This is a genomic window from Halobacillus sp. ACCC02827, from assembly GCF_030291935.1.
Taxonomy (GTDB): domain Bacteria; phylum Bacillota; class Bacilli; order Bacillales; family Halobacillaceae; genus Halobacillus.
In genome coordinates this window covers 2,809,867-2,830,713 of sequence record NZ_CP128168.1, presented here as the reverse complement: position 1 = coordinate 2,830,713, position 20,847 = coordinate 2,809,867, and the positions used below count along the sequence as shown (strand labels likewise).

Sequence of the window (20,847 nt, the reverse complement as noted above, 5' to 3'; positions counted from 1 at the left end):
AAGATAACTAGTAATTTCGGGAGGTTTTTACGTGGTTTTTTTACTTATTAGCGGTTTTTGGCGATTTATAAATTATAAAAAATGCATTATAATCACCTAAAGTATTCTTTATAAAGAACGATATATTGAACTGTTTTTATGCTTTGTTGTTCTTTGTGAAGAACGGAGAGGGTGGAGGACATGAAGGTACTGGTAACGGGAGGAGCAGGTTTTATCGGGTCACATATTGCGGAGGAACTGATCAGACAAAATTATGAGGTTGTGGTCGTAGATAATCTAGTGACAGGTAAAAAAGAAAACATTCCTAACGAAGCTCCTTTCTATTTCGCTGATGTCCGTGGAGATATAGATGAAGTTTTTGCAAAAGAAAAACCTCATATAGTTATTCATCAAGCAGCTCAAGTATCGGTTTCCTACTCCATGACTCATCCTGGATATGATGCGGAGGAGAATATAAGAGGAACTATCAATGTTATGGAAATGTGTGTTAAATACAACGTGCAGAAATTTATCTTTGCTTCTTCAGCGGCCGTTTATGGAACCCCTGAATACTTATCCATTGATGAGAATCATCCAGTGTCCCCCATATCTTTCTATGGGCTTTCCAAGCAGAATGCTGAGAAGTATATTCAAATGTTTTCAGATGCATTCGGATTAAATTATACTATTCTTCGTTATTCCAACGTGTATGGAATAAGGCAGGATACCAAAGGAGAAGCGGGGGTAGTCGCCCTTTTTATTGAGAAAGCTATCAAGGGCGAGGACATTAAGGTATTCGGTGATGGAAAACAGACAAGAGATTTTATCTTCGTGAAAGACGTAGCAGCGGCAAATGCGGCTGCATGCATGATGGGAAATCGTGAGATTATTAATATCAGTCATTATTCCAGTACCTCTGTAATGAACATTATAGAGCAACTCTCCTTAATTTCAGGGGAAAGATTACCATATTCGCTCCATCCCGAAAGACCGGGAGATATCCGGGACAGTATCCTCTCTAATTCGAAAGCTTCTCAAGTATTAAAATGGGCACCGAGCTACAATTTCTCCCAAGGTTTGAAAGAGACAATGAATGACTACCAAAAAGACATGATGCAAGTGTTGTGACGAACAGCAAAGGGGGAGCAACATGGAAATCAAGACGTTTTTAAGTATATTGAAAAAAAGGATTTTGACCATCATATTCGTTAGCCTTTCTATACTTATTCTTGTTATTTCCGGATCTTATTTTTTTGTTAAACCGACGTATCAATCCATGGAAAATATCGTTGTTGGTCAGTTGAACAAAGAGAATAGTGAGTATAGAGAAACAAGAGAGCTAAGTATGCTTCTGGCCTCGACCATCGATTTTATTAAGAGCCCGAGTGTGCTGAATGCTGCCAGCGAGGAATTTAATTCCACCTATGAAGAACTGAGTGATCAAGTAGTCGTTCAGAATACAATGGATTCCCAAATTGTAAGTGTTGTTGTTCGAGATGACAGCCCGGAGGAAGCAAAGAAGATAGCTAAATTCATTGCGGTCACAACGGAAAAGAAAATGGCAGATCTTTTTGATGTAAAGGACATTTCGGTTTTAAGTGACTCTGTTGGTAACCCTTCAGCTCAAAGGGTGGACCATATGCTTGTCAACATAGGCTTAGGGTTAGTCGTTGGTATTCTTGTTGGAATAGGTACAGCTGTTATGAGAGAGCACTTTGATGACAGTGTTAAATCTTCAGAACAGATTGAGAAAAAATTAGGAATAAAGGTTTACGGTACCGTCCATTTAAAAAAGAAAGTTCCAAAAAAGAAATTAGTATTGGAGCCTCCGATAGAAACCACTGATTATGTAAGGACGGAAAATAAAAAAAGGGGGGAAATGCGTGTCTAGAAAGCTGACAAAGCAACAAGCGAAACGAAAACAACAAGTACTTTTAAATAGTCGGATGTCTAGTACGGAACAAATTCGAATGGTACAGATTCAAATGGAGACATCAAAGGATTTGAAAGGTGGGAAATGGCTGATTACTTCCCCGGATAATAAATCAAATCAATCACTGATTACATCCAAACTTGCTATCTCTATTGCTAACCAAGGGAAGGAAGTACTTGTAATCGAGGGTGATATACGTAATCCAAGCTGCCACGAGTGGTTTAATATATCAAATAGTTATGGATGGACCGACACTTTATTAAATAAAGAATCAGCTGTTGGAATTATACAAAGGACGCATCAATCCAACCTGTCACTTTTGCCTTCAGGAAGTAATGAGTCCAGGGCAGATGAGTTATGGATCAAGGATGAAGTAGAGAAATGGATAGAGAGTGTTTCGAAAAGCTTTGATGTAGTCCTTATTAATGGGGCGCCTTATATCAGCTTTGCGGATGCGCAAGTGTTAGCTTCTGTCAGTGATGGGGTCGTTTTGGTAGCAAGAGAAAATAAAACCAAAGAGAAAGATCTATTATGGGTTAATAATTCCATTCACTCCTTCGGTAAAGAGGTCCTGGGAGTAATATTACAGACCGGATAGGGATGAGAATTTGAAGCAGAAACGGAATTCTATAAGCATAAATATCCTGCACCTTTTTTACAGTACTGCTTTATCCAGTATATTAAATGCTTGTGCTTTAATTATACTCGCTTCTTATCTTCAGTCTTCTCAATATGGGCTCTTTAGTTTCATACTAGCATTTGCTATGGTCATGGGATATTTTACTGATGCGGGATTAAGTAATATTGTTTTGCGTGAGGGTGCGAAACAAGTGGTAACTCAGGAAGTTCTCCTCTCTTCCTATGTGAAGCTACGATTTCTGCTCTTAATCTTCACATTCTTTCTCGGTTTCATTACTTTACACATCCTTTATTTTGATGGGCCAGAAATAATTCAAACCGGTTACTTGTTAATTATCCCGCTTGTGACTGGTGTAGCCCTACAAAGTATAGGGACTACTTACTTTCAGTTGTGTGAAAAAATGCAATACAGCGGACTGATAAGATTGTTTTCTTCCTGTTGCTTAGTCCTGTGTATGCTTACTGGAATGGTGTTACGATTTGATCCTATATGGATGTGCTTTCTCTACGGAGCTTCCTACCTATTCGCGGGCATGTTTGCACTTGTGCTCGTGAACCGCTATGTTGCCATTAGTCTGAAAACACCACTCCATAAGGGGATGTTTCGGAACTTGTGGGCATTCACTATTGGTGGTTTCCTGTTTGTATTACTGCCCCACCTCGGCCCCTTGGTTTTAAAAAGTACGCTGTCTCTAAAAGAAGTAGGTTTGTTTGCTGTAGCTTACCGAATTCCACAAGCATTACAGCAAGTCCCGTTTGTGGTAGCTGGTTCTTATTATCCTGTACTGTTCAGAACTTTCCAAAATGGAGAGAAGAAGCGGAACTTGGATCATCGAATTATCCAAACGAAAATCATGACTATATTAGGAATAGTCATGACGCTCCCCTTTTTTTACTTGTCCGATTTTATAATATCAGTCCTTTTTGGGGAATCATGGAAGGATGCTTCCTTACCGTTAAAAATCCTTTCCTTGATGCTGGTGTTACAAGCTGTGAATATAGCTTTGGCGGATGGATTATCTTCTATGGAAAAACAGACACAGCGTGCTGTTATTCAGGTTATATCCATTGTTACAGGAATTATTATATATATACTTTTTAGTCGGTCATCAGGTGTGTTTGGTGCTGCAGTAGCTGGTGTTTGTGTAGAAGTGACAGCATTGATAGGTTTTTGGATATGCACTGCTCAGCGTATGTCACTGTTGAAAAGGGTTATTTTACCTTATGGAATATTCATTTCAACAGGGTTTCTGGTTGTTGATTTTTTTGATCCAGCCAGCCAAGTCCTTGCACTTAGTTTCCACGGAGTGACGATTGTACTTTTAGTCTTTTTTGATAAAGATTTAAGTGGGAAAATCATGTCTATTTCGAAGCGGTTCATCTTGAAGTATCAAACGAGAAAGAGAAGACAGGTGGGAGGGATTGAGAATAAACGGTCTTGATTCAGTAGGCACAAATCAAAGGAAAACACAGATCCTTCTCATGTTCTTCTTAGTGACTATGGCTAACTATAATATTTATATTGGCTTCGCTCTGAAACCTTATATGTTGTTTTGCTTCATTTTGTTGCTTGTCTATTTCCAATCTATCCGATTAGTGCAACTGCAGCTGTTTGAGGTAGCGATGCTTGTTTTTTATTCTGTCTATGCACTATCGGGTGCCTTTGCATTGTATTCTATATCAAGTCTTAGAATTGTAATAGGAATTATGCTTTATCTCTTCTGTTATTTCATTATTAAATCCCTGTTAGAAGGCGTGCATACAAGTCTGATAGGTATGGCTATTGGTTATGCTGGAGTACTGTTTAATTCTATTAGTCTTGTTTTGTATGTCGTTGGATTGAAGAGAGTAGGATTTTATTTTGATACAGGTGGAGAAAGAGTTATAGAATTAGGTCTTATGATTGATCGTAACTATCCGAGATTAATTGGAGTGTTGCAGGACCCAAACTTCTTTGTCTTCTATAATACAATGTTCTTTGCTTACTATCTTTGTAACACAAAAGGTTTCTGGAATAAGCTAGGATTGATGTTGTGTTTAACTACTAATGTCCTGACTTTTTCTAGAGGGGGAATTGTAATTATGGTTGTCCTGACCCTTTTTTACCTTTTGTTTCAAGATCCAATGAAACAATGGAAAAAGATTTTAGGATTAGTTATATCGTTCACTTTGGCGTCTTTCGTCGCTATTTACTTTCTGCATTTTGATCTGCTGTCTATCTTGGATTCAAGAATGAAAGATTTTTCGGCAGATGGAGGTAGCGGTCGTCTGGAATTATGGGGGAGGGCGTGGGGATACTTTCAGGAGAATCCATGGACTGGGATTGGTGCATTTAATTTTGCAGACTACAATTGGTTTGAGTATGGAACGGACCTCTCTGTCCATAATACTTTTTTGGATGTATTATCAGACGCGGGACTCATTGGCATTCTTTTCTATTTTCTCTTCCTTAGCCTATGCTTGTTTCAAATGGTTCTTAACAGAGTCTATAAAAAACAGCCGTATCTTTTTCTCACATTTGTAGGGATGGTTCTTCAAATGGCTTTTCTCTCTGTCATTATTAATGACATCTTCTTCCTGTTTCTTGCTATCCTTTCAACTTTTCTAAACCAAGATCATGTCAGCCGGAATAGCTCTTCTGACGTACGGACTAAAATAAATGAAGCATAATCGAGGTGAATGTAATGAGGGTTCTTCTTCTCACGGATAAATTAATATTTGGCGGAGCGGAAATGTACTTTTGTAAATTGGAAAATCGCCTGCAGCTTCCCGGTACACAGTTTTACTTTGCCTCTAGCCCTGGAGAACTGACTGAAAAGCTGTACCATAAAGAGAATTACATTCAACTACAATTAGGAAAGCATATGTACAATTTAAGAAAACTAGCCGACTTTATTAAACAGAAGCCCATTCATGTTCTCCATGCAAACAGTCTGAGAATGGTGATCTACGCAATAATGCTTAAGCACATGACGGGAAAAGTTTTTAAAATTATTTATACCAAACATAATATTACTTCTATGGAAGTGCAAAGTCGCTCCTTGTTCGCGTGGTTGATAAATAAGTATGTATCATGCGTCATAGCTGTAAGTGAGTATGAAAAAGACAAATTGACTAGATGTGGAGTCCATCGTGAAATAGTTAAGGTAGTCTATAATGGCGTAGACTTGGAACAGTTTGCGTTTCAACCCAGAAAGGAAAAGAAGAAATTTCGGGTAGGTATTCTGGCAAGGTTATCGGAAGAGAAAAATCATTCGCTTTTTATAAAAATTGCAAATGAAATGAGAAAAGATGATCGATTCCACTTCTTCCTTGGCGGTGAAGGTCCGGAAGAGCAAAAACTGAAAAAAATGATTGCTCAGCTGGGAATTTCCGAGAGTGTGAAAATGCTGGGGAAAGTAGAAAAACCCGAACAATTTATCAGGGACATGGATGTATTGCTGCTCACTTCTAAGCGGGAAGTCTTTCCTATGGTGATTCTGGAATCCATGGCAGTAGGAACGCCGATTATATCTATTGATCGTGGAGGTATAAAAGAAGCGGTGATTGATAAAAGTTCCGGATACCTTATAAAGGATCATACTGTGGAGGAATATTGTGAGAAGATCCGCTATTTAGCTTCCGATACATTTTCTTACGAAACCATGGCAATAACAGCCAGAAAAAGGGTAATGCATCATTTTTCTCTGGATCGAATGATCGTGGAAACTTTGAATGAATACAAAACACCACTTGAACAGTCTAACCAATAATTCAATCATAAGAATAAATAACTTGAAATTAGTTTTACAGCCTTCCTTTTAGTCGTTTAGTAAGAAGAAGTGACTTGTAAGAGAATAATAAGAGGCGATACCTACCCTTTTGTTCTTTATAAAGAATTTTATTTTGTTATAAAAAAGGAGTGGAGGATTATGAAGGGGCAGTCACGCTTAGTCCGAATGGTATGGTGTTTAGTTGATTCAGCTGTTATAGCAATCAGCTATTTTGCAACGGAGAAGATATCCAAACTTTGGGGTTACGCTGGATTGGAAGAAACGGAAATTCTCTTCGTACTTTCCCTATTACTTTCCATTCTTACTATTCAATTGTTCGGCCTTTATGGTAATTGGCTGAGGAAGCCGTTCGGGTACGTCATCACCTCTCTTGTGCTTGCGATGATAACAAGTGCTTCAATAGCTGGTTTCTTGGAATTGTTTCTATCTATTCGTTCCATTCCACTTAATTTATACCTACTTATCTTGCTATCTCAATCAGGATTACTAATGATGGTACGGTTTGTACTATGGAAAAGTTACCGGAAGCTAGGAAAAGAAAAGGTTTGGGTAATTGGATCATCACATTTTAGTGTTCCTGCTTCTTTATTTAATGACTGGTATCGTGTAATTGGTAGGTCGACTTCTGTAGAGGGATGGAGAAACAACACAGAGGCTCAAGAGGCAGACGTACTTCTAGTCGGTCCGGATATAATACAAAGTGAAAAAAGTGTTCTGATGAAATGGGGAATGGAGAAGAAGCGGGAAGTCCTAGTAGTTCCTGAGCTCTATGAGTTATTGATTAAAAGATCCGTTGTAGAACAATTGGAGGATCGGATGGTTTTCTCTATCAAACCAGAAGCGACAAATCATAAAGGAAATGAATTTTTAAAACGTTCTATGGATCTCATTCTCTCAAGCTCCATCATTTTATTCTCACTGCCTATACAACTATTATTATTTATCCTAATTCCTCTTACATCTCCAGGTCCTGCACTATACAAACAAGAGAGGATGGGAAAAAATGGACGGACTTTCTTCATCTATAAATTCAGAAGCATGATCACTGATGCAGAGAAGTTAACAGGTCCAATACTGGCCAGCAAAAAGGATCCTCGCATTACAACATTAGGGTCCTGGATGCGCGCTGTCAGGCTGGATGAACTGCCTCAGCTTTACAACGTTTTATTCGGAACCATGAGTTTAGTTGGGCCAAGGCCGGAAAGGGAATTTTTCATAAAACAATTTAGTAGCCAATATCCGGATTATAAATACAGACATATTGTAAAACCTGGTATTACGGGATTAGCGCAAGTGATGGGCAATTACACCACCTCTCCGGTGGAAAAGCTGAGGTTCGATCTTATGTATATTAATAATTGCAATTTATGGATAGATTTAAAAATTATGTTGCTAACTGTCCAAGTACTTCTTCATAAGGAACAAGCGGAAGGGTTACGCAATGAAACTGTAAATCAGCATGATAATAGTGATCCAAAACGTATTAAGAGGAATCGTGCGGTACATTGAAGGGAGAGACAACATGGATAAGGTATGTATTATTACACCTACTTATAATGCAGATGCTTACATTCTTGATACTATTCGCTCGGTACGGGCGCAAACATATATCAATTGGGAAATGATAATAGTGGATGATGGATCAATAGATAATACAATTGATCTCGTTAAAGATCAATTGTATTTAGACAGCAGAATTATTCTAATACAATCAAGTAAAAATCAAGGTCCGGCTTATGCTAGAAATAAAGGTATTATGGCATCCAACAGCCGATATATTGCTTTCCTCGATAGTGATGACATATGGCATCCAAATAAACTAGAGAGGCAGATAGCTTTTATGAAAAAGATGGATGCTTCTTTCACGTTCACATCATACCGAATTATGAAAGAAAATGGACAAACAACCGACAAAGTAATGAATGTATCTGAACAAGTCACGTACGCCTCACTTTTGAAAAACACATCGATTGGAACCTTAACGGTGATGTTAGATAAGCAAAAATTAGGGGCGGTTCAGATGCCGTTACAAAGCAATTGTTCAGAGGATTATGGAATGTGGCTTAATATACTTTCAAAAGGAGAAGTGGCTTATGGCCTGAATGAAGTTTTGAGTTTTTATCGTAAGCGCCATAAATCTCTATCCAGTAATAAATGGATATCTGCTCGTAAAACCTGGAATACGTATAGAAAAGTCCTGGAGATCTCCATCCCATCTTCCTGTTGGTGTTTTCTTCATTACGGATATAACGCTTGGCGCAAGCATTCCTAACCTAAATGGATAATTCTATCTGGAAGGGATGGATGTGAAATGTCGAAAACATCTCGTCTTGAAATTGTTCAAGTAGCCCGGGCTATTGCTATTCTATTTGTTTTAGTAGGTCACACGAACATAACATTTATGAAAGTTTACAGATATGATTGGTTCAATATTGGGAGTTGGGAAAAAACCGGGGGTGTCGATTTCTTCTTTATTGTTACGGGTTTTATGATCTACTATTTATATCATAGACATATAGGTAATAGCAGAAAAGCAAAACAGTTTCTATTAAAGCGCATTCTACGCCTGATCCCATTATATTGGTTATTTACTACAGCTGTAATAGTTGCTACTCAATTAATCCTCGATATGCAATATGACTTTCAGACAATTATAAAAACATTATTGTTAATCCCTGGAGATCCCGTGCTCGATTCTGCTTGGTCCCTGACCTATATATTCCTTTTCTATATTTTATTTTTCTTTTATCTTATTACACCAAACCTTATGCGACTTGTAATTTCAAGTATAGTAGTTTTAATTCTTTTGGTTGAAGTTCGACTACTTCCTTTTCTACCTAGTTCTTATTTCAGTATATATCTAGTAGAAATACTTGGAGGGAGTTTTGTAGCTTTCATTTCGGGTAAGGTAAATGATGAGAGAGGATGGTTATGGGTTCTTTTTGGCCTGGGAGGATACATTTTAGGCTGGATAGATAATATATACGGGCTCATGCCTTTCGAACCAACAGTAACATTCGGTCTATCAGCCATGATCCTTATGTACGGGATTTCCCAAAAAGATAAGGTTGATAGAAAAATTCCTATATTACTTTCTTTTCTCGGTGATGCGTCGTATTCGATATATATTGCTCACGGCCCGTTTCTGCAACTGTATATACTTTTACTACTGAAGTGGGGAATACTTGAACTTACAAGTCCAGGAACATGGATGGTTTCTTTAATGATTTTAGTAACCTTCTCCTGTTGTATGACTTACTTACTTATTGAGAAACCAATGACAAAATTTTTAAGAAGAAAGTTGATTTCCGACAGCGGCCCAAGCTCTATACCTATGCCAGTTCCAATGGCTGAACAATCTACGTTCAAATAATTTTAAAATTTTAAATGTTTTATAACGAACAATCGTTGTTGTGTTTTTGTATGAAAATAAATTTTATTGAACAAATACTATTACTTATTTAATTAGTTTGACGTTGTACATTAGTTACTAATCAACTATAATAAAAATAGATTCTTTATAATGAACTAGAGCGCTGTAAATCTATAGGCGTTTTATTTTTTTATTTCTGTTCTTAACAGTGAACAGTCTGTGTTTATGTCGCACAAATAGAAAACTAATAGAAGAGGTGGATGTTATGATCGATTTACACTGTCATATACTTCCAGGTATAGATGATGGAGCAAGCCACATGGAAGAAAGTCTTGAAATGGCCCGAGCAGCACTTAAGCAGGGTATCGAGACGGTTGTAGCTGCACCGCATCACCAAACATCTGAGTATTATAACGAACCACAACAGATCATAGAACAATGCAGGAAATTGAATGAACGTTTATATGAAGAAGGAATAGACCTTACTGTTCTGCCTGGACAAGAAGTTCGGCTCCACGAGGAATTTATAAAAGAGCTGGAGCAGGGAATGGTTCTTCCGATAAATGAAAAAAGCGGGTATTTATATGTAGAGTTTCCGGAGAATACTGTTCCGCATTATGCCAAGCAGATGCTCTACGACATGCAGATGGCGGGATATAAGCCTGTGATTGTCCACCCGGAACGGAACCGTACACTTCGGGAACAGCCGGACCTGCTCTATCACTTTGTTAAAAACGGCGCGTTCACGCAGTTATCAGCCGGGAGTCTTGTCGGGAAATTCGGCAGGGATTCCCAAAAGTTTGCTTATCAGATCATTGAACATAACCTTGGACACGTCATCGCCTCCGATGCTCATGACTCGAAGAAACGGGGGTTCTTCCTGAAAGAGGCGTATGACAAAGTAGGGAAGAAATTCGGAACGGACATGATGTATCAATTCATGGAGAACGCCCATGTCGTATTGGACGGAGAAATGGTCTTCACCAATCCACCGGAGCGCATCCGTGTGAAGAAGCGGCTGGGTTTATTCTAACGGGTATTTACGTATCAAGCATAGTCGACATACATTCGACGTCTTTGAAGCTAACGACCCAGAAGCCGTTAACTTCAAAGACAGTCTGAAAAAGCACACCATTTTGTGGTGTGCTTTTTATTTGAATAATAGTAAGAAAAAAACTCGGAAACATTTAAAAGTCTTGTATTTTTATGTAAACTGAATGAGCGAAGGAACTCATATTTTGTGGAGATAGGAAAAGTTTTAGAAGAGGAGTTGCGATATGAAATCTAGAAAACTATGGGCAATTCTCATTGTCCTTGCAGCGGTTTGTTTTGGAAGCAGTCACGTCATGGCGGAAGAGGACGCGTCTGTTAAGCTGATCGTCAAATACAAGGACAGGGTTACGACTCAGTCGACAGATCCGGTATTTCCTCTGGATGTAGTGGAAACGGACAAACGAAATTGGAAAGAGAAGAAAGAAGACCTTGAGCAGGATCCGGATGTGGATTATGTGGAGCTTGATGCGAAAGTGTACTCGCAGGGTGCTCCGAATGATACGTTCTACCCCGATCAACAGGTAACCTTTCAGAGAATGAATGTAATAAAGGCTTGGGACCGTTATAAAGACGCTTCCGATGCAGACCCTGTAGTCGCCGTCGTCGATTCAGGTGTGAACGCATCTCACCCTGATTTAAAGGGACAGGTAATTAAAGGGACCAACCTTTTGGAAAGTGGTCAGAATCCAACAGACCATTATGGTCACGGAACACATGTAGCAGGGTTGATAGGTGCAGTTACGAACAATAAGACAGGAGTTGCTTCTCTATCAAAAGGTGATGTCAGAATTATGCCTGTCAAGATGATGGAAGAGAACGAAGGGAGCGTATCAGACCTTATTGATGGTATTGAGTATGCAGTTGATCACGATGCAGACATCATCAACTTGAGCCTCGGTACATATACCTACCGCTCTTCTTTGGAAGAGGCTGTCCAATATGCCGTCGAACATGGGGTGCTTGTCGTCGCTGCAGCCGGAAATGATGAGAAGAACGATACGCTTTATCCAGCGGCATTCGATCAGGTAGTCGCGGTTGGAAGCTACGACCTGAACAAGAAAGAAAAGGCCTCGTTCTCGAATTATGGTGCCGATATCGATGTCGTTACACCGGGAACGGATTTAATCAGTACATATTTGCAAGACGATTACGAATATATGGAAGGAACAAGCATGTCCACCGGCCATGTAAGCAGTCTGGCAGCTATGGTAAAGAATCAAGCTCCTTTCCTGACCGGACAACAGACGAAGCGTCTCATCGAACAGTCGGCATCCCCGGTAGCCGGTGCGTATGAATTAGGGAATGGGATGATTGATGCAGAGAAGACGCTCGCTCAGATTAAAGAATCTCACAGAATCTCAGGCGCCACCGCTGTCGATACGGCTGTCGAAATATCCAAACAGGGTTGGAATGAGCTTCAGCAGCAATCCTTGATGGTGGATGGACGTAAACAGGAAGGTAAATTTGTCATCCTCGCAACAGCCAAAGATTTCCCGGACAGCCTTGCTGTATCACCACTCGCCTCCTACTTGAACAGCCCGGTTCTACTGGAGAAGAAAGATAGATTATCTTCATCTGTTGCGAAGGAATTGAAGCGCCTCGGTGCAACCGATGTGATCATGGTAGGAGGTACCGCTGCTGTCCATCCGGATGTCGAGAAGGATTTGAAGGAAGCGGGATACCGAGTTCATCGCATCAAAGGTGCCGATCGTTACGAAACAGCGATTGCTGTCAATGAGCTGATTCCTTATGACACCAATAAAGCATTCGTTGTTTCAGGTCAGGAATTTCCGGACGCTCTTTCTGCTGCTGGGTACAGTGGGATGAAGCAGTATCCGATTATTTATGTGAAACAAAACAAGATCCCGGAGAGCGCCCGATCCTACTTGGAAGACCTGGGTATTACGAAAGCCTATATTGTCGGTGGAACGAATCCGGTTTCCAACGATGTGGAAAAGGAACTGGAGGCTCTCAGCCCTTATCGGATATCGGGTGCCACACGTTATGAAACGAATGAAGCCATGCATCGCACCTTTGGAAATAAGCAGGCAGATACCCTCTATTTTACGACAGGTAGAAACTTCCCTGATGCCATGGCGGTGACGCCGCTTGCCGTCCAATCGAACAGCCCTGTCCTTTTGACGAACCAAAATAAGTGGACGACTATGGAACGCAGTATGAAGTTATTCGGAGAGCGCGCCGACTACCATATTATCGGCGGTTCAGAAGCAATCAGCATACCGTTGGCATGGAAAATCGACCGGGTTCTAATAAATTAGTAGTTTCTATAAAACTTTTCTTACAAACGAGTAGAAAATTAACATTTTTCCTTTGCTATCTTTTTTTGCAGGGAATTAGTAGTAGAATTTTAAGGTATAGGAAAGGCTGTCCATTTCGGATATCCCAGCCTGTGAATTCCGCGGTTTAAAAAGGCCTAACAAACAGTTAGGCCTTTTTTATTAGGTAAATATTCTGAATTTAATAAATAGTTTGACCTTAATACAACTGTAAAGTAAAATTAATAATGTAATTTTTTGCAATATTTTAATAAATAAAGGAGGTGGAGGAAGGATTTAGTTTGTCAGATTACCAAGAAAACCAGGGAGGTTATTATTTTGGTGTCAAATAAGAAGAATATGAAGAAAAAAGCGCTGTCCGTCCTAGCCAGTGCGGCGATCGTAGCTTCTTCCTTTGCCGGAGTCAGTACATATAGTCCGGGAGCAGTACAGGCAGAAACGAAGGCTCCGAAGACGTTCAACACGCTGTTGAACCAGGAAGAAGTCCTGAAGCTTGCAAATAACGAAGCAGCTACACAGGAACTCGTTATCATCGGTAACGGGAAAACGGATGCTACGAAACAGTTGGAGAAGCTTGGCGTAAAAGTCAAACAAAATCATAAGAACTATGGTTATTTAGCCGATGTACCGACAAACAAAATATTGGATGTCGTCAAACTAGATTCCGTCCGTACGGTCGGAGAGAATGCTAAAGTGGAGCTTGCACCACTGGAGCCGAAGGAACTGAATGCCGATAAACAGAGTGCAGTCGATCCAAAAGCAGATGTCACTCCGGATCAATTGGAAACGCATCCAGCGACAGGGGTCGATGAAATTCAGGATAAGTTCAGCGGAGAGGGGATTCGTGTAGGAATCATTGACTCCGGTCCCGATCCAGGACATGAATCTTTTACGGATCTTCCTGAATTGACAGATGAAGAAAAAGACTCAGGTGTCACGGTGGAGGAAAAATTTGAGGATACACGCAAGTATGGAGATTCTAAGATAACTGAGGTCCGAGATTATACGATCTCTGATTTTCACGCAGCAAACACTGGTGTTTATCCCCTTGAAGACAAATACGCCGAATATCTGGAGAATGAACCATACGGTTATTTCTCAGAAGGTGATGTCGTCTTCATGGAAATTCCGGAAGGGTCAGATGTGTTGGATGATCTAGAGGAACTAAATCCAGATGGTGAAGATGCCTATTTCGGGAAAACACATTTCAATGCTCTTGCAGATTTGAATGGGGATGGAAGCGAAGAAGTAGATGAAGACGGCAATCCTGTGATGGACAACTTCGGGGTGCTGCTTGTCGGTGATGAAGTGTACATCGATACAGATATCGACGGAGACTTCACGGACGAAACGGCTTATAAAGATGGTGAAGCAGGTACGTTCGATGTTGATGTGACAGACGAAACGGTCGGTGCCAACTTCCGAGTAAACGATATGAACCGTTATGAGGAAGACTTCGGCATTAAAACGGTCAACCTGTTTACGGACTTGAACGGCCACGGTTCTCACGTAGCAGGTATTTCCGCAGCGGATGGACCGCTACGCTCTAACGCGTATGGAGCAGTTGCAGGAGAAGGTGTCGCACCGGGGGCAGATATTGTCGGTATGCGTGTTTTCCAAGAAGACGGCGGTGCCTACACATGGAGCATACAAACGGCCATGATTGATGCGGCTCTACCGGAATCAGAAGGTGGGTTCGGCGTCGATGTTGCAAACTTAAGTCTCGGGTCTTCCCCTGACTTGAACGATGGTACAGGAAGCTACGGCGAGTTGATGACGCTGCTTTCCGATGATTTCGACATCGTTTTCGTCACATCTGCCGGTAATGCAGGTCCGGGGATCGACACGGTCGGGTCTCCCGGGGATGTAGGCAGTGTTATTTCTGTAGGGGCTTATATCAACTCTGAGATGTGGGCGAAAGAATATAACAACTTCCCATATGGAAAAGATAAAGATGGCAATCCACTTGATGGGGAAGGCTTATGGTACTTCTCATCTGTCGGACCGAACGAAGCCGGTGATCAGAAGCCGGATATCGTAGCACCTGGTTCTGCTTATGCCGCCCAGCCGGTTCACCAATATCAAGCAGAAGGCCAGACAGCATATGATGTCCTGCAGGGTACTAGTATGTCAGCGCCGTACGTCGCAGGTGCTGTGGCCGTTCTGAAGTCAGCGGCAGAGAAAGATCGTATGCCTTTTGATTACGAGCTTGCTCGTGAAGCATTGATCCAGACGGCGAGAGAGCTGGATGGTTATGATCGTGCTCAACAGGGTGGCGGCTTGATTGATGTGCCGGCTGCTTATGAGTATATGCGCGATAACTTCATCAGTGAAGTGAAGGATGTCGATGTCACTGTATTCCACGGCGAGAAAGTCGCCGGCGGACCAGGCCTATATGTCCGTAACAAAGACATCCCTGAAACAGTGGAAGTTCTTGTCCACAACACATCCGATGAAGCGAAGAAGTTGGAAGTGAAAGCTTCTGATGATTGGTTTACGCCTTCTGTTAAAAAGGTTTCTCTTGGTGCAGGAGAGTATAAGTATATTACGGTCAATTATGATGCCGAGAAGCTGAAGACGGGCGTCAACGCCGGAACGCTTACATTTGACGATCCTTCTACACCATACGTAGAAGCGCGCAGTGCCCAGACGATCGTTACAGGGTATGAGTTCACAAAAGAGAACAAGCACCGCTTCCGCGCGACGGATGAAGTGCAGGCCGCTCAAACAAAAGGATATACATTTGATGTAGATTCCGGTGTGAGTGAGCTTCGTTTCACACTTGATGCCGTAACGGAGGGTGGCGAAGAGCAGGCGAGAGTCCGTCTTATGGTCTTTGATCCGGATGGAGTTCAAGTAAATGTACCTTCTACCGGCTATGCCGGCTATGACGGGAAGGACTTGGATGAATATGTCGCCTCTTCTCCTAAGCAAGGGGTTTGGGAAGTACATGTATACGGTGCAACCAATCCTGAACAAGGAAAAGAAATGAACAAATATACGTTGGATGCCGTTGCTCAGGACTTCGTCAGTGAGCCGGGTCGTATAGATTTAGGTAAAGTTTCTTCTTCCGAGAAGATAGATAAAGAAGTTACTTTCACGAACTATATGAAGGATGCAAAAGACGTGAAATTTGAAACGGTCGGATTCACAGGACCGATCAAAGACACGATTAAGGGAACAGTGAAGCAGGATACGGAAGCATCCCAGGTGGATGGAGAAGTTATCGATATTGATATCGAGAACAACGTGTCTCTAAGTGTGGATGTTGCCCCGGCTGCCCCGGCTGATTTGGACTTGTTCCTATTCCGCGACGGAGAACTGGTAAAAGCCAGTGCGAGTGCTTCGGATAGTGAAGCTTTCTCTGTTAAAGGACTTCCGGATGGACAATACCAGATTGCTGTCGACTACTTCGGTACAGGTTCCGCTTCTGTCGATTACACCTTGAATATGACAGAAGAAAAAGTCCTATCCTATGATTCTGAGGAGAAGGGTGAAGGTTCTGTTAAAGCAGGGAAAGACGCTGCGAAAGTGGACGTTGGACAATCTGTAACGGTTCCTGTCTCCATTACGACACCGGAGAAATCCATCAAAGGATACTCTGCGCTTTACATGGTGGACAAAGCGACAGATGAAGTGCTCGATCTCGTTCCAATTACGACAGATGCGGACATTGTACAAGTGCTGTCCGGAAAAGAACGGGTAGGAACAGCTATTGAAATTTCTAAGGAACTTTATCCTGATGGCGGTGCAGATACAGTCATCGTAACCACAGGATTTAACTTCCCGGATGCTCTTTCTGCAGGACCACTAGCTTCCGCAGCAGAAGCACCGATCATACCGGTAAACAGTAAAGGTAAATTAACAGATGCAGCCCTTAAGGAAATCAAACGCCTTGGTGCGAAGAACGTGTATCTGTTAGGCGGTGAAGGTGCGGTTTCTAAAGAAGTGTTCAGCCAATTGAACACGATCAGCATCGCATCTGATAAGGTTGAACGTTTGTCAGGTGACACCCGTTATGATACAAACCTTGCTATTGCAAATGAGCTGCAGAATTCCTTTGGATTCGAAGGCAACGGTGTCTTCCTTGCTACAGGTAAGAACTATGCGGACGCGTTAAGTGCCGCTTCTCTTGCCGGAGCAGAAGGAATGCCGATCGTCTTGACAGATGGTAAGAAGCTGTCTAAAGAAGCAATGGCCATCCTGGAAGATGAAGATGTCTATGTTGTCGGTGGAACTGGTGTTATCTCGGATGACCTGGTGAATCAAGTCGACAAGAAGGCTCTTTCCGTGGAACGCCTGTCCGGTACGAACCGTTACGGTACGCTTGTATCGCTGTTGAAAGAGTTCGGACCGAATACTGGTGAATTGTATGTGGCAAGCGGACGAAACTATCCGGACGCTCTCGCAGCAGCACCACTGGTAACAGGTAATGGAGGTTCGCTTCTATTGGTCGATCCAGAGAAGCTTCCGAAAGAATTGGATGCTTATTTGACGAAATATGTCTATACGACTGATGTTACATCCGTAACAGTCCTGGGTGGAGACGGCGCTGTCAGCCCGGCAGTTAAAGAAGCTCTACAGAAGAAAGTTACAGAATAACGTAGTCGTAGGTGAGTACCTTCCCGAATCAGGGAAGGTACTCTTTTTGTTGTATGGATTTTGTTCTCCTCCTGATAATAGAAGATAAAGAAGATAGAGAGTGAACGAAATGTCTACTGTGGAACTCATCCCCAGGCTGTTACTTGCCTTTACGACGTTACTTCTTCTTACTAGGTTGATGGGGAGGAAAGAGATATCCCAGATGACTTTCTTTACGCAGCGAATGAAAATGAAACACCTAAAAAAGCCGCCTGTTTTTCCAGGTGGCTTTTTTAGGTGTTTCATATGGATATTTCTTCAAAAGTTGTTGTATTTTTAGAAAATTTCAAATAATATAGAAGTAACATACTAACCGGTAGGTATGTGTATCGATGAAGAGGGGGAAAAGTTATGCATTTACGTTTGACAGATGAACAGGAAATGGTCAGAAAAACAATACGAAAATTTGTGGAGAAAGAATTGATACCTCTTGAAAATGATGTGCTTAGAAATGAACGGGAAGGAAAGCCCAGTCTTCCTGCCGGGAAATTAGAGGAGCTGCAGCAGAAAGCGAAGGATGCCGGGTTCTGGGGCATAAATACCCCAGAAGAATATGGAGGAGCTGACCTCGGTCAGATGATGCTCGCCATCGTCATGATGGAGGTTTCCCGCACGTTCGTTCCGTTTCAGTTCGGTGGTTCTGCAGACAATATTCTTTACTATGGGAACGAAGAGCAGAAGGAGAAATACCTGCTCCCTACCATCAATGGAGAGAAGAAATCCTGCTTTGCCATGACAGAACCGGGGGCGGGATCGGATACGAGGAACATAAGGATGACGGCTGTGAAAGATGGAGACGGCTGGGTGTTAAACGGGGAGAAAACATTCATCACTGGTGGAAACGAAGCGGATTTCGTCATGGTCATCGCCATCACGGACAAAGAGCTTCACCAAACGTCCAACGGCAGGGAAGGAGTCACCTGCTTTATCGCTGACCGCGATATGGGGTGGAAGTCTGAATATATTCACACGATGGGAGAATGGGGACCGGCGGGGCTTGTTTTCGACAATGTACGTGTCCCGGAAGAAAATATTCTCGGTGAACTTCATAAAGGATACGACCTCGGCTTGGAATGGATTGGCTTCGCCCGCTGGATCGTTGGAGCACGGGCGGTCGGCGCAGCAGAACGTCTTCTCAATATGGCAATCGACTACGCCAATGAGCGGGAAACCTTTGGTAAGCCGATTTCAACGAGACAGGCGATCCAGTGGCAGATTGCTGATTCCGCAGTAGAGATTGAGGCGGCGAAGTGGCTGGTGTTAAACGCTGCGTTCACGCTGGATCAGGGGGAAGATAACAGACATTATGCTTCGATGGCCAAACTGTATGGGGCTAACATGGGAAACAACGTTATCGACCGCGTCTTACAGATCCATGGCGGCATGGGGTATACGAAGGAACTGCCGATTGAGCGTTGGTACAGAGAAGCGAGGCTTTGGAGGATTTACGACGGAACAGATGAAATTCAAAGGCTGATCATATCTCGAAATTTACTTAAAGGGCATGTGAAAATTGGATAAAGGAGGGGAAGCATCATGGCGGACAGATTTAAGAATCGTGTCGCTTTTGTAACCGGTGGAAGCCGCGGGATCGGCAAGGGTATTGCCAAACACTTGGCATTGGACGGTGCAAAAATCGCTGTCATCGATATTAATGAAGAAGCGCTGCAGGAAGTAGAAGCAGAATTTAAAGAAGAAGGACTTGAGCTGTACACGAAAGTCGCGGACGTCAGTGATTTCAGCCAGGTGGAAGATGCGATGCAGGAAGCCTATAAGCGCTTTGGATCGATCGACATTCTTGTCAACAATGCTGGTGTAATCAAAGATAATATGCTGTTTAAAATGACAGCAGAGGACTGGGATACAGTCATGAACGTTCATTTGAAAGGGTCGTTCAACGCTGCCAAAGCTGCACAAAAGTACATGGTTGAAAGTAAATACGGAAGAATTATAAACATTTCCTCCACGTCTGCATTAGGAAACCGGGGACAGGCAAACTATGCCACAGCGAAAGCCGGCCTGCAGGGGTTTACAAAAACGCTTGCCATTGAGCTTGGAAAATTCGGCATTACCGCAAATGCCGTTGCGCCGGGATTCATCGAAACAGAAATGACGAAGCAGACGGCTGAAAGGGTAGGAATTTCTTTTGAAGAAATGATTCGCTTAAGCGTTCAGAATATACCGGTAGGCCGGAGCGGGCATCCGGAAGATATTGCGAACGCAGTGGCGTTTTTCGCTGACGAAAAATCTTCGTTCGTAAGCGGGCAGGTCATCTATGTCGCCGGTGGCCCGAGAAACTAAAAGGAGGATACCTATGTTTAAACATGCGGTCGGAAAGAAATCCGAAAAAGTGAAGAACACGGTAGAGCGGGGAGCGGTCATCAAGTTCGCCGAGGCAATCGGTGACCCTCACCCTGTTTATTTGGATGATGTCGCTTACACGCGTAATATTGCCCCACCAACATTTCCGAGAGTGTTTGATTATGGAAGCGTGAAGGGTCTGGATCTTCCCGCTAAAGGGCTTATCCACGGAGAGCAGCACTATCATTATGAGCGCCCGCTGTTTGTTGGGGAGGAAGTGCTCTGTTATACGGTCATCGAAGATTATTACGAACGGAGCGGCTCCAGCGGCAATATGGGATTCTTGAAAGTGAAAAAGTATGGAGAGGACTTGGAAGGTCGTTTGATTTTCTCAGAAGAGCAGACAGCGATCATTACGGAAGCGGTCAGGAAGGAGATGCGCGTATGACGAATTGGAAAGCTGGGGAAACCCTCGATACGGTGACGATGAAACCGGTAACGAGGCTGGATTTGATCAAGTATGCAGGAGCATCCGGCGATTACAATCCGATCCACACGATCGATAAGGAAGCGGAAAGGGCAGGACTTCCGGGGGTGATCGCTCACGGCATGTGGACGATGGGGAATTTGTCCAAGCTGTTTACTCCTTACTATGACCAAGGCTTCATCCAGGATTATTCCATCCGCTTCAAGGGCATGGTGTTCCTTGGTGATGTGCTCACCCTTCATGCGGAAGTGGAAGAGGATACGGAAGAGAAGACTACGTTCCGCGTGTATGCAAGGAATCAGAAAGAAGAAGATGTCATCAAAGGGAATGTTGTATTTTGTAAGCGTTTAATAGAAGCGCCTATTCATTAA

General features: G+C 42.4%; 16 protein-coding genes and 1 pseudogene. All 17 read left to right on the top strand.

The genetic code is table 11. The features are described 5' to 3' along the window. Positions 1-180 precede the first annotated feature (180 nt). The 17 genes and pseudogenes from QRD89_RS14985 (at position 181) to QRD89_RS14905 (ending at position 20,847) form a co-directional block, all read left to right on the top strand. A complete protein-coding gene (locus QRD89_RS14985) occupies positions 181-1,107 on the top strand; it encodes an NAD-dependent epimerase/dehydratase family protein (protein WP_286095600.1) in 927 nt (308 codons plus the stop codon). Between the two features lie 22 nt (positions 1,108-1,129). Then, the gene (locus QRD89_RS14980; RefSeq protein WP_286095599.1) at positions 1,130-1,870 is read left to right on the top strand and encodes a YveK family protein; all 741 of its coding nucleotides are present in this window, start codon (positions 1,130-1,132) and stop codon (positions 1,868-1,870) included. After that, entirely contained in the window at positions 1,863-2,510 is a 648-nt protein-coding gene (locus QRD89_RS14975) for a CpsD/CapB family tyrosine-protein kinase (protein ID WP_062514374.1), read from the top strand. The genes QRD89_RS14980 and QRD89_RS14975 overlap by 8 nt, the downstream gene beginning before the upstream one ends. Positions 2,511-2,520: 10 nt before the next feature. Further along, the gene (locus QRD89_RS14970) at positions 2,521-3,993 is read left to right on the top strand and encodes a lipopolysaccharide biosynthesis protein (protein WP_286095597.1); all 1,473 of its coding nucleotides are present in this window, start codon (positions 2,521-2,523) and stop codon (positions 3,991-3,993) included. Beyond that, positions 3,974-5,221, top strand: a complete 1,248-nt coding sequence (locus QRD89_RS14965; RefSeq protein ID WP_286095596.1) for an O-antigen ligase family protein — start codon at positions 3,974-3,976, stop codon at positions 5,219-5,221. The genes QRD89_RS14970 and QRD89_RS14965 overlap by 20 nt, the downstream gene beginning before the upstream one ends. Before the next feature lie 14 nt (positions 5,222-5,235). Further along, entirely contained in the window at positions 5,236-6,303 is a 1,068-nt protein-coding gene (locus QRD89_RS14960) for a glycosyltransferase family 4 protein (RefSeq protein WP_286095595.1), read from the top strand. Between the two features lie 159 nt (positions 6,304-6,462). Continuing rightward, positions 6,463-7,833 carry a sugar transferase gene (locus tag QRD89_RS14955; protein ID WP_286095594.1) on the top strand — a complete coding sequence of 457 codons (1,371 nt, stop codon included), beginning with the start codon at positions 6,463-6,465 and terminating at the stop codon, positions 7,831-7,833. Between the two features lie 13 nt (positions 7,834-7,846). Next, positions 7,847-8,596 (top strand): glycosyltransferase family 2 protein, encoded by a 750-nt coding sequence (locus QRD89_RS14950; RefSeq protein ID WP_286095593.1) that lies wholly within the window; start codon positions 7,847-7,849, stop codon positions 8,594-8,596. A gap of 39 nt (positions 8,597-8,635) precedes the next feature. Then, positions 8,636-9,697 (top strand): acyltransferase family protein, encoded by a 1,062-nt coding sequence (locus QRD89_RS14945; protein WP_286095592.1) that lies wholly within the window; start codon positions 8,636-8,638, stop codon positions 9,695-9,697. A 265-nt stretch (positions 9,698-9,962) separates the two neighbouring features. Continuing rightward, a complete protein-coding gene (locus QRD89_RS14940; protein ID WP_008640215.1) occupies positions 9,963-10,730 on the top strand; it encodes a tyrosine-protein phosphatase in 768 nt (255 codons plus the stop codon). 244 nt (positions 10,731-10,974) lie between these two features. Then, a complete protein-coding gene (locus tag QRD89_RS14935; RefSeq protein ID WP_286095591.1) occupies positions 10,975-13,029 on the top strand; it encodes a S8 family serine peptidase in 2,055 nt (684 codons plus the stop codon). A 339-nt stretch (positions 13,030-13,368) separates the two neighbouring features. Then, positions 13,369-17,649 carry a cell wall-binding repeat-containing protein gene (locus QRD89_RS14930; RefSeq protein WP_286096886.1) on the top strand — a complete coding sequence of 1,427 codons (4,281 nt, stop codon included), beginning with the start codon at positions 13,369-13,371 and terminating at the stop codon, positions 17,647-17,649. Between the two features lie 109 nt (positions 17,650-17,758). Then, a pseudogene (locus QRD89_RS14925) lies at positions 17,759-17,863 on the top strand (DUF421 domain-containing protein); the annotation flags it as partial. 176 nt (positions 17,864-18,039) lie between these two features. Then, positions 18,040-19,209 (top strand): acyl-CoA dehydrogenase family protein, encoded by a 1,170-nt coding sequence (locus tag QRD89_RS14920; RefSeq protein ID WP_008637655.1) that lies wholly within the window; start codon positions 18,040-18,042, stop codon positions 19,207-19,209. Positions 19,210-19,224: 15 nt separating this feature from the next. Then, positions 19,225-19,989 carry a 3-oxoacyl-ACP reductase FabG gene (gene fabG, locus QRD89_RS14915; protein ID WP_026578156.1) on the top strand — a complete coding sequence of 255 codons (765 nt, stop codon included), beginning with the start codon at positions 19,225-19,227 and terminating at the stop codon, positions 19,987-19,989. A 13-nt stretch (positions 19,990-20,002) separates the two neighbouring features. Then, a complete protein-coding gene (locus QRD89_RS14910; protein WP_008637657.1) occupies positions 20,003-20,437 on the top strand; it encodes a MaoC family dehydratase N-terminal domain-containing protein in 435 nt (144 codons plus the stop codon). After that, positions 20,434-20,847: a MaoC/PaaZ C-terminal domain-containing protein gene (locus tag QRD89_RS14905; protein ID WP_008637658.1), complete on the top strand. Its 414-nt coding sequence runs from the start codon at positions 20,434-20,436 to the stop codon at positions 20,845-20,847. Before QRD89_RS14910 ends, QRD89_RS14905 begins: the two co-directional genes overlap by 4 nt.

Excerpts from the sequence above, each read along its gene's own strand:
- QRD89_RS14945 (WP_286095592.1), top strand. The coding sequence starts at position 8,636 with ATGTCGAAAACATCTCGTCTTGAAATTGTTCAAGTAGCCCGGGCTATT.
- QRD89_RS14940 (WP_008640215.1), top strand. The coding sequence starts at position 9,963 with ATGATCGATTTACACTGTCATATACTTCCAGGTATAGATGATGGAGCA.
- QRD89_RS14910 (WP_008637657.1), top strand. The coding sequence starts at position 20,003 with ATGTTTAAACATGCGGTCGGAAAGAAATCCGAAAAAGTGAAGAACACG.
- QRD89_RS14980 (WP_286095599.1), top strand. The coding sequence starts at position 1,130 with ATGGAAATCAAGACGTTTTTAAGTATATTGAAAAAAAGGATTTTGACC.
- QRD89_RS14905 (WP_008637658.1), top strand. The coding sequence starts at position 20,434 with ATGACGAATTGGAAAGCTGGGGAAACCCTCGATACGGTGACGATGAAA.
- QRD89_RS14935 (WP_286095591.1), top strand. The coding sequence starts at position 10,975 with ATGAAATCTAGAAAACTATGGGCAATTCTCATTGTCCTTGCAGCGGTT.
- QRD89_RS14960 (WP_286095595.1), top strand. The coding sequence starts at position 5,236 with ATGAGGGTTCTTCTTCTCACGGATAAATTAATATTTGGCGGAGCGGAA.
- QRD89_RS14985 (WP_286095600.1), top strand. The coding sequence starts at position 181 with ATGAAGGTACTGGTAACGGGAGGAGCAGGTTTTATCGGGTCACATATT.
- QRD89_RS14920 (WP_008637655.1), top strand. The coding sequence starts at position 18,040 with ATGCATTTACGTTTGACAGATGAACAGGAAATGGTCAGAAAAACAATA.
- fabG (WP_026578156.1), top strand. The coding sequence starts at position 19,225 with ATGGCGGACAGATTTAAGAATCGTGTCGCTTTTGTAACCGGTGGAAGC.
- QRD89_RS14955 (WP_286095594.1), top strand. The coding sequence starts at position 6,463 with ATGAAGGGGCAGTCACGCTTAGTCCGAATGGTATGGTGTTTAGTTGAT.
- QRD89_RS14950 (WP_286095593.1), top strand. The coding sequence starts at position 7,847 with ATGGATAAGGTATGTATTATTACACCTACTTATAATGCAGATGCTTAC.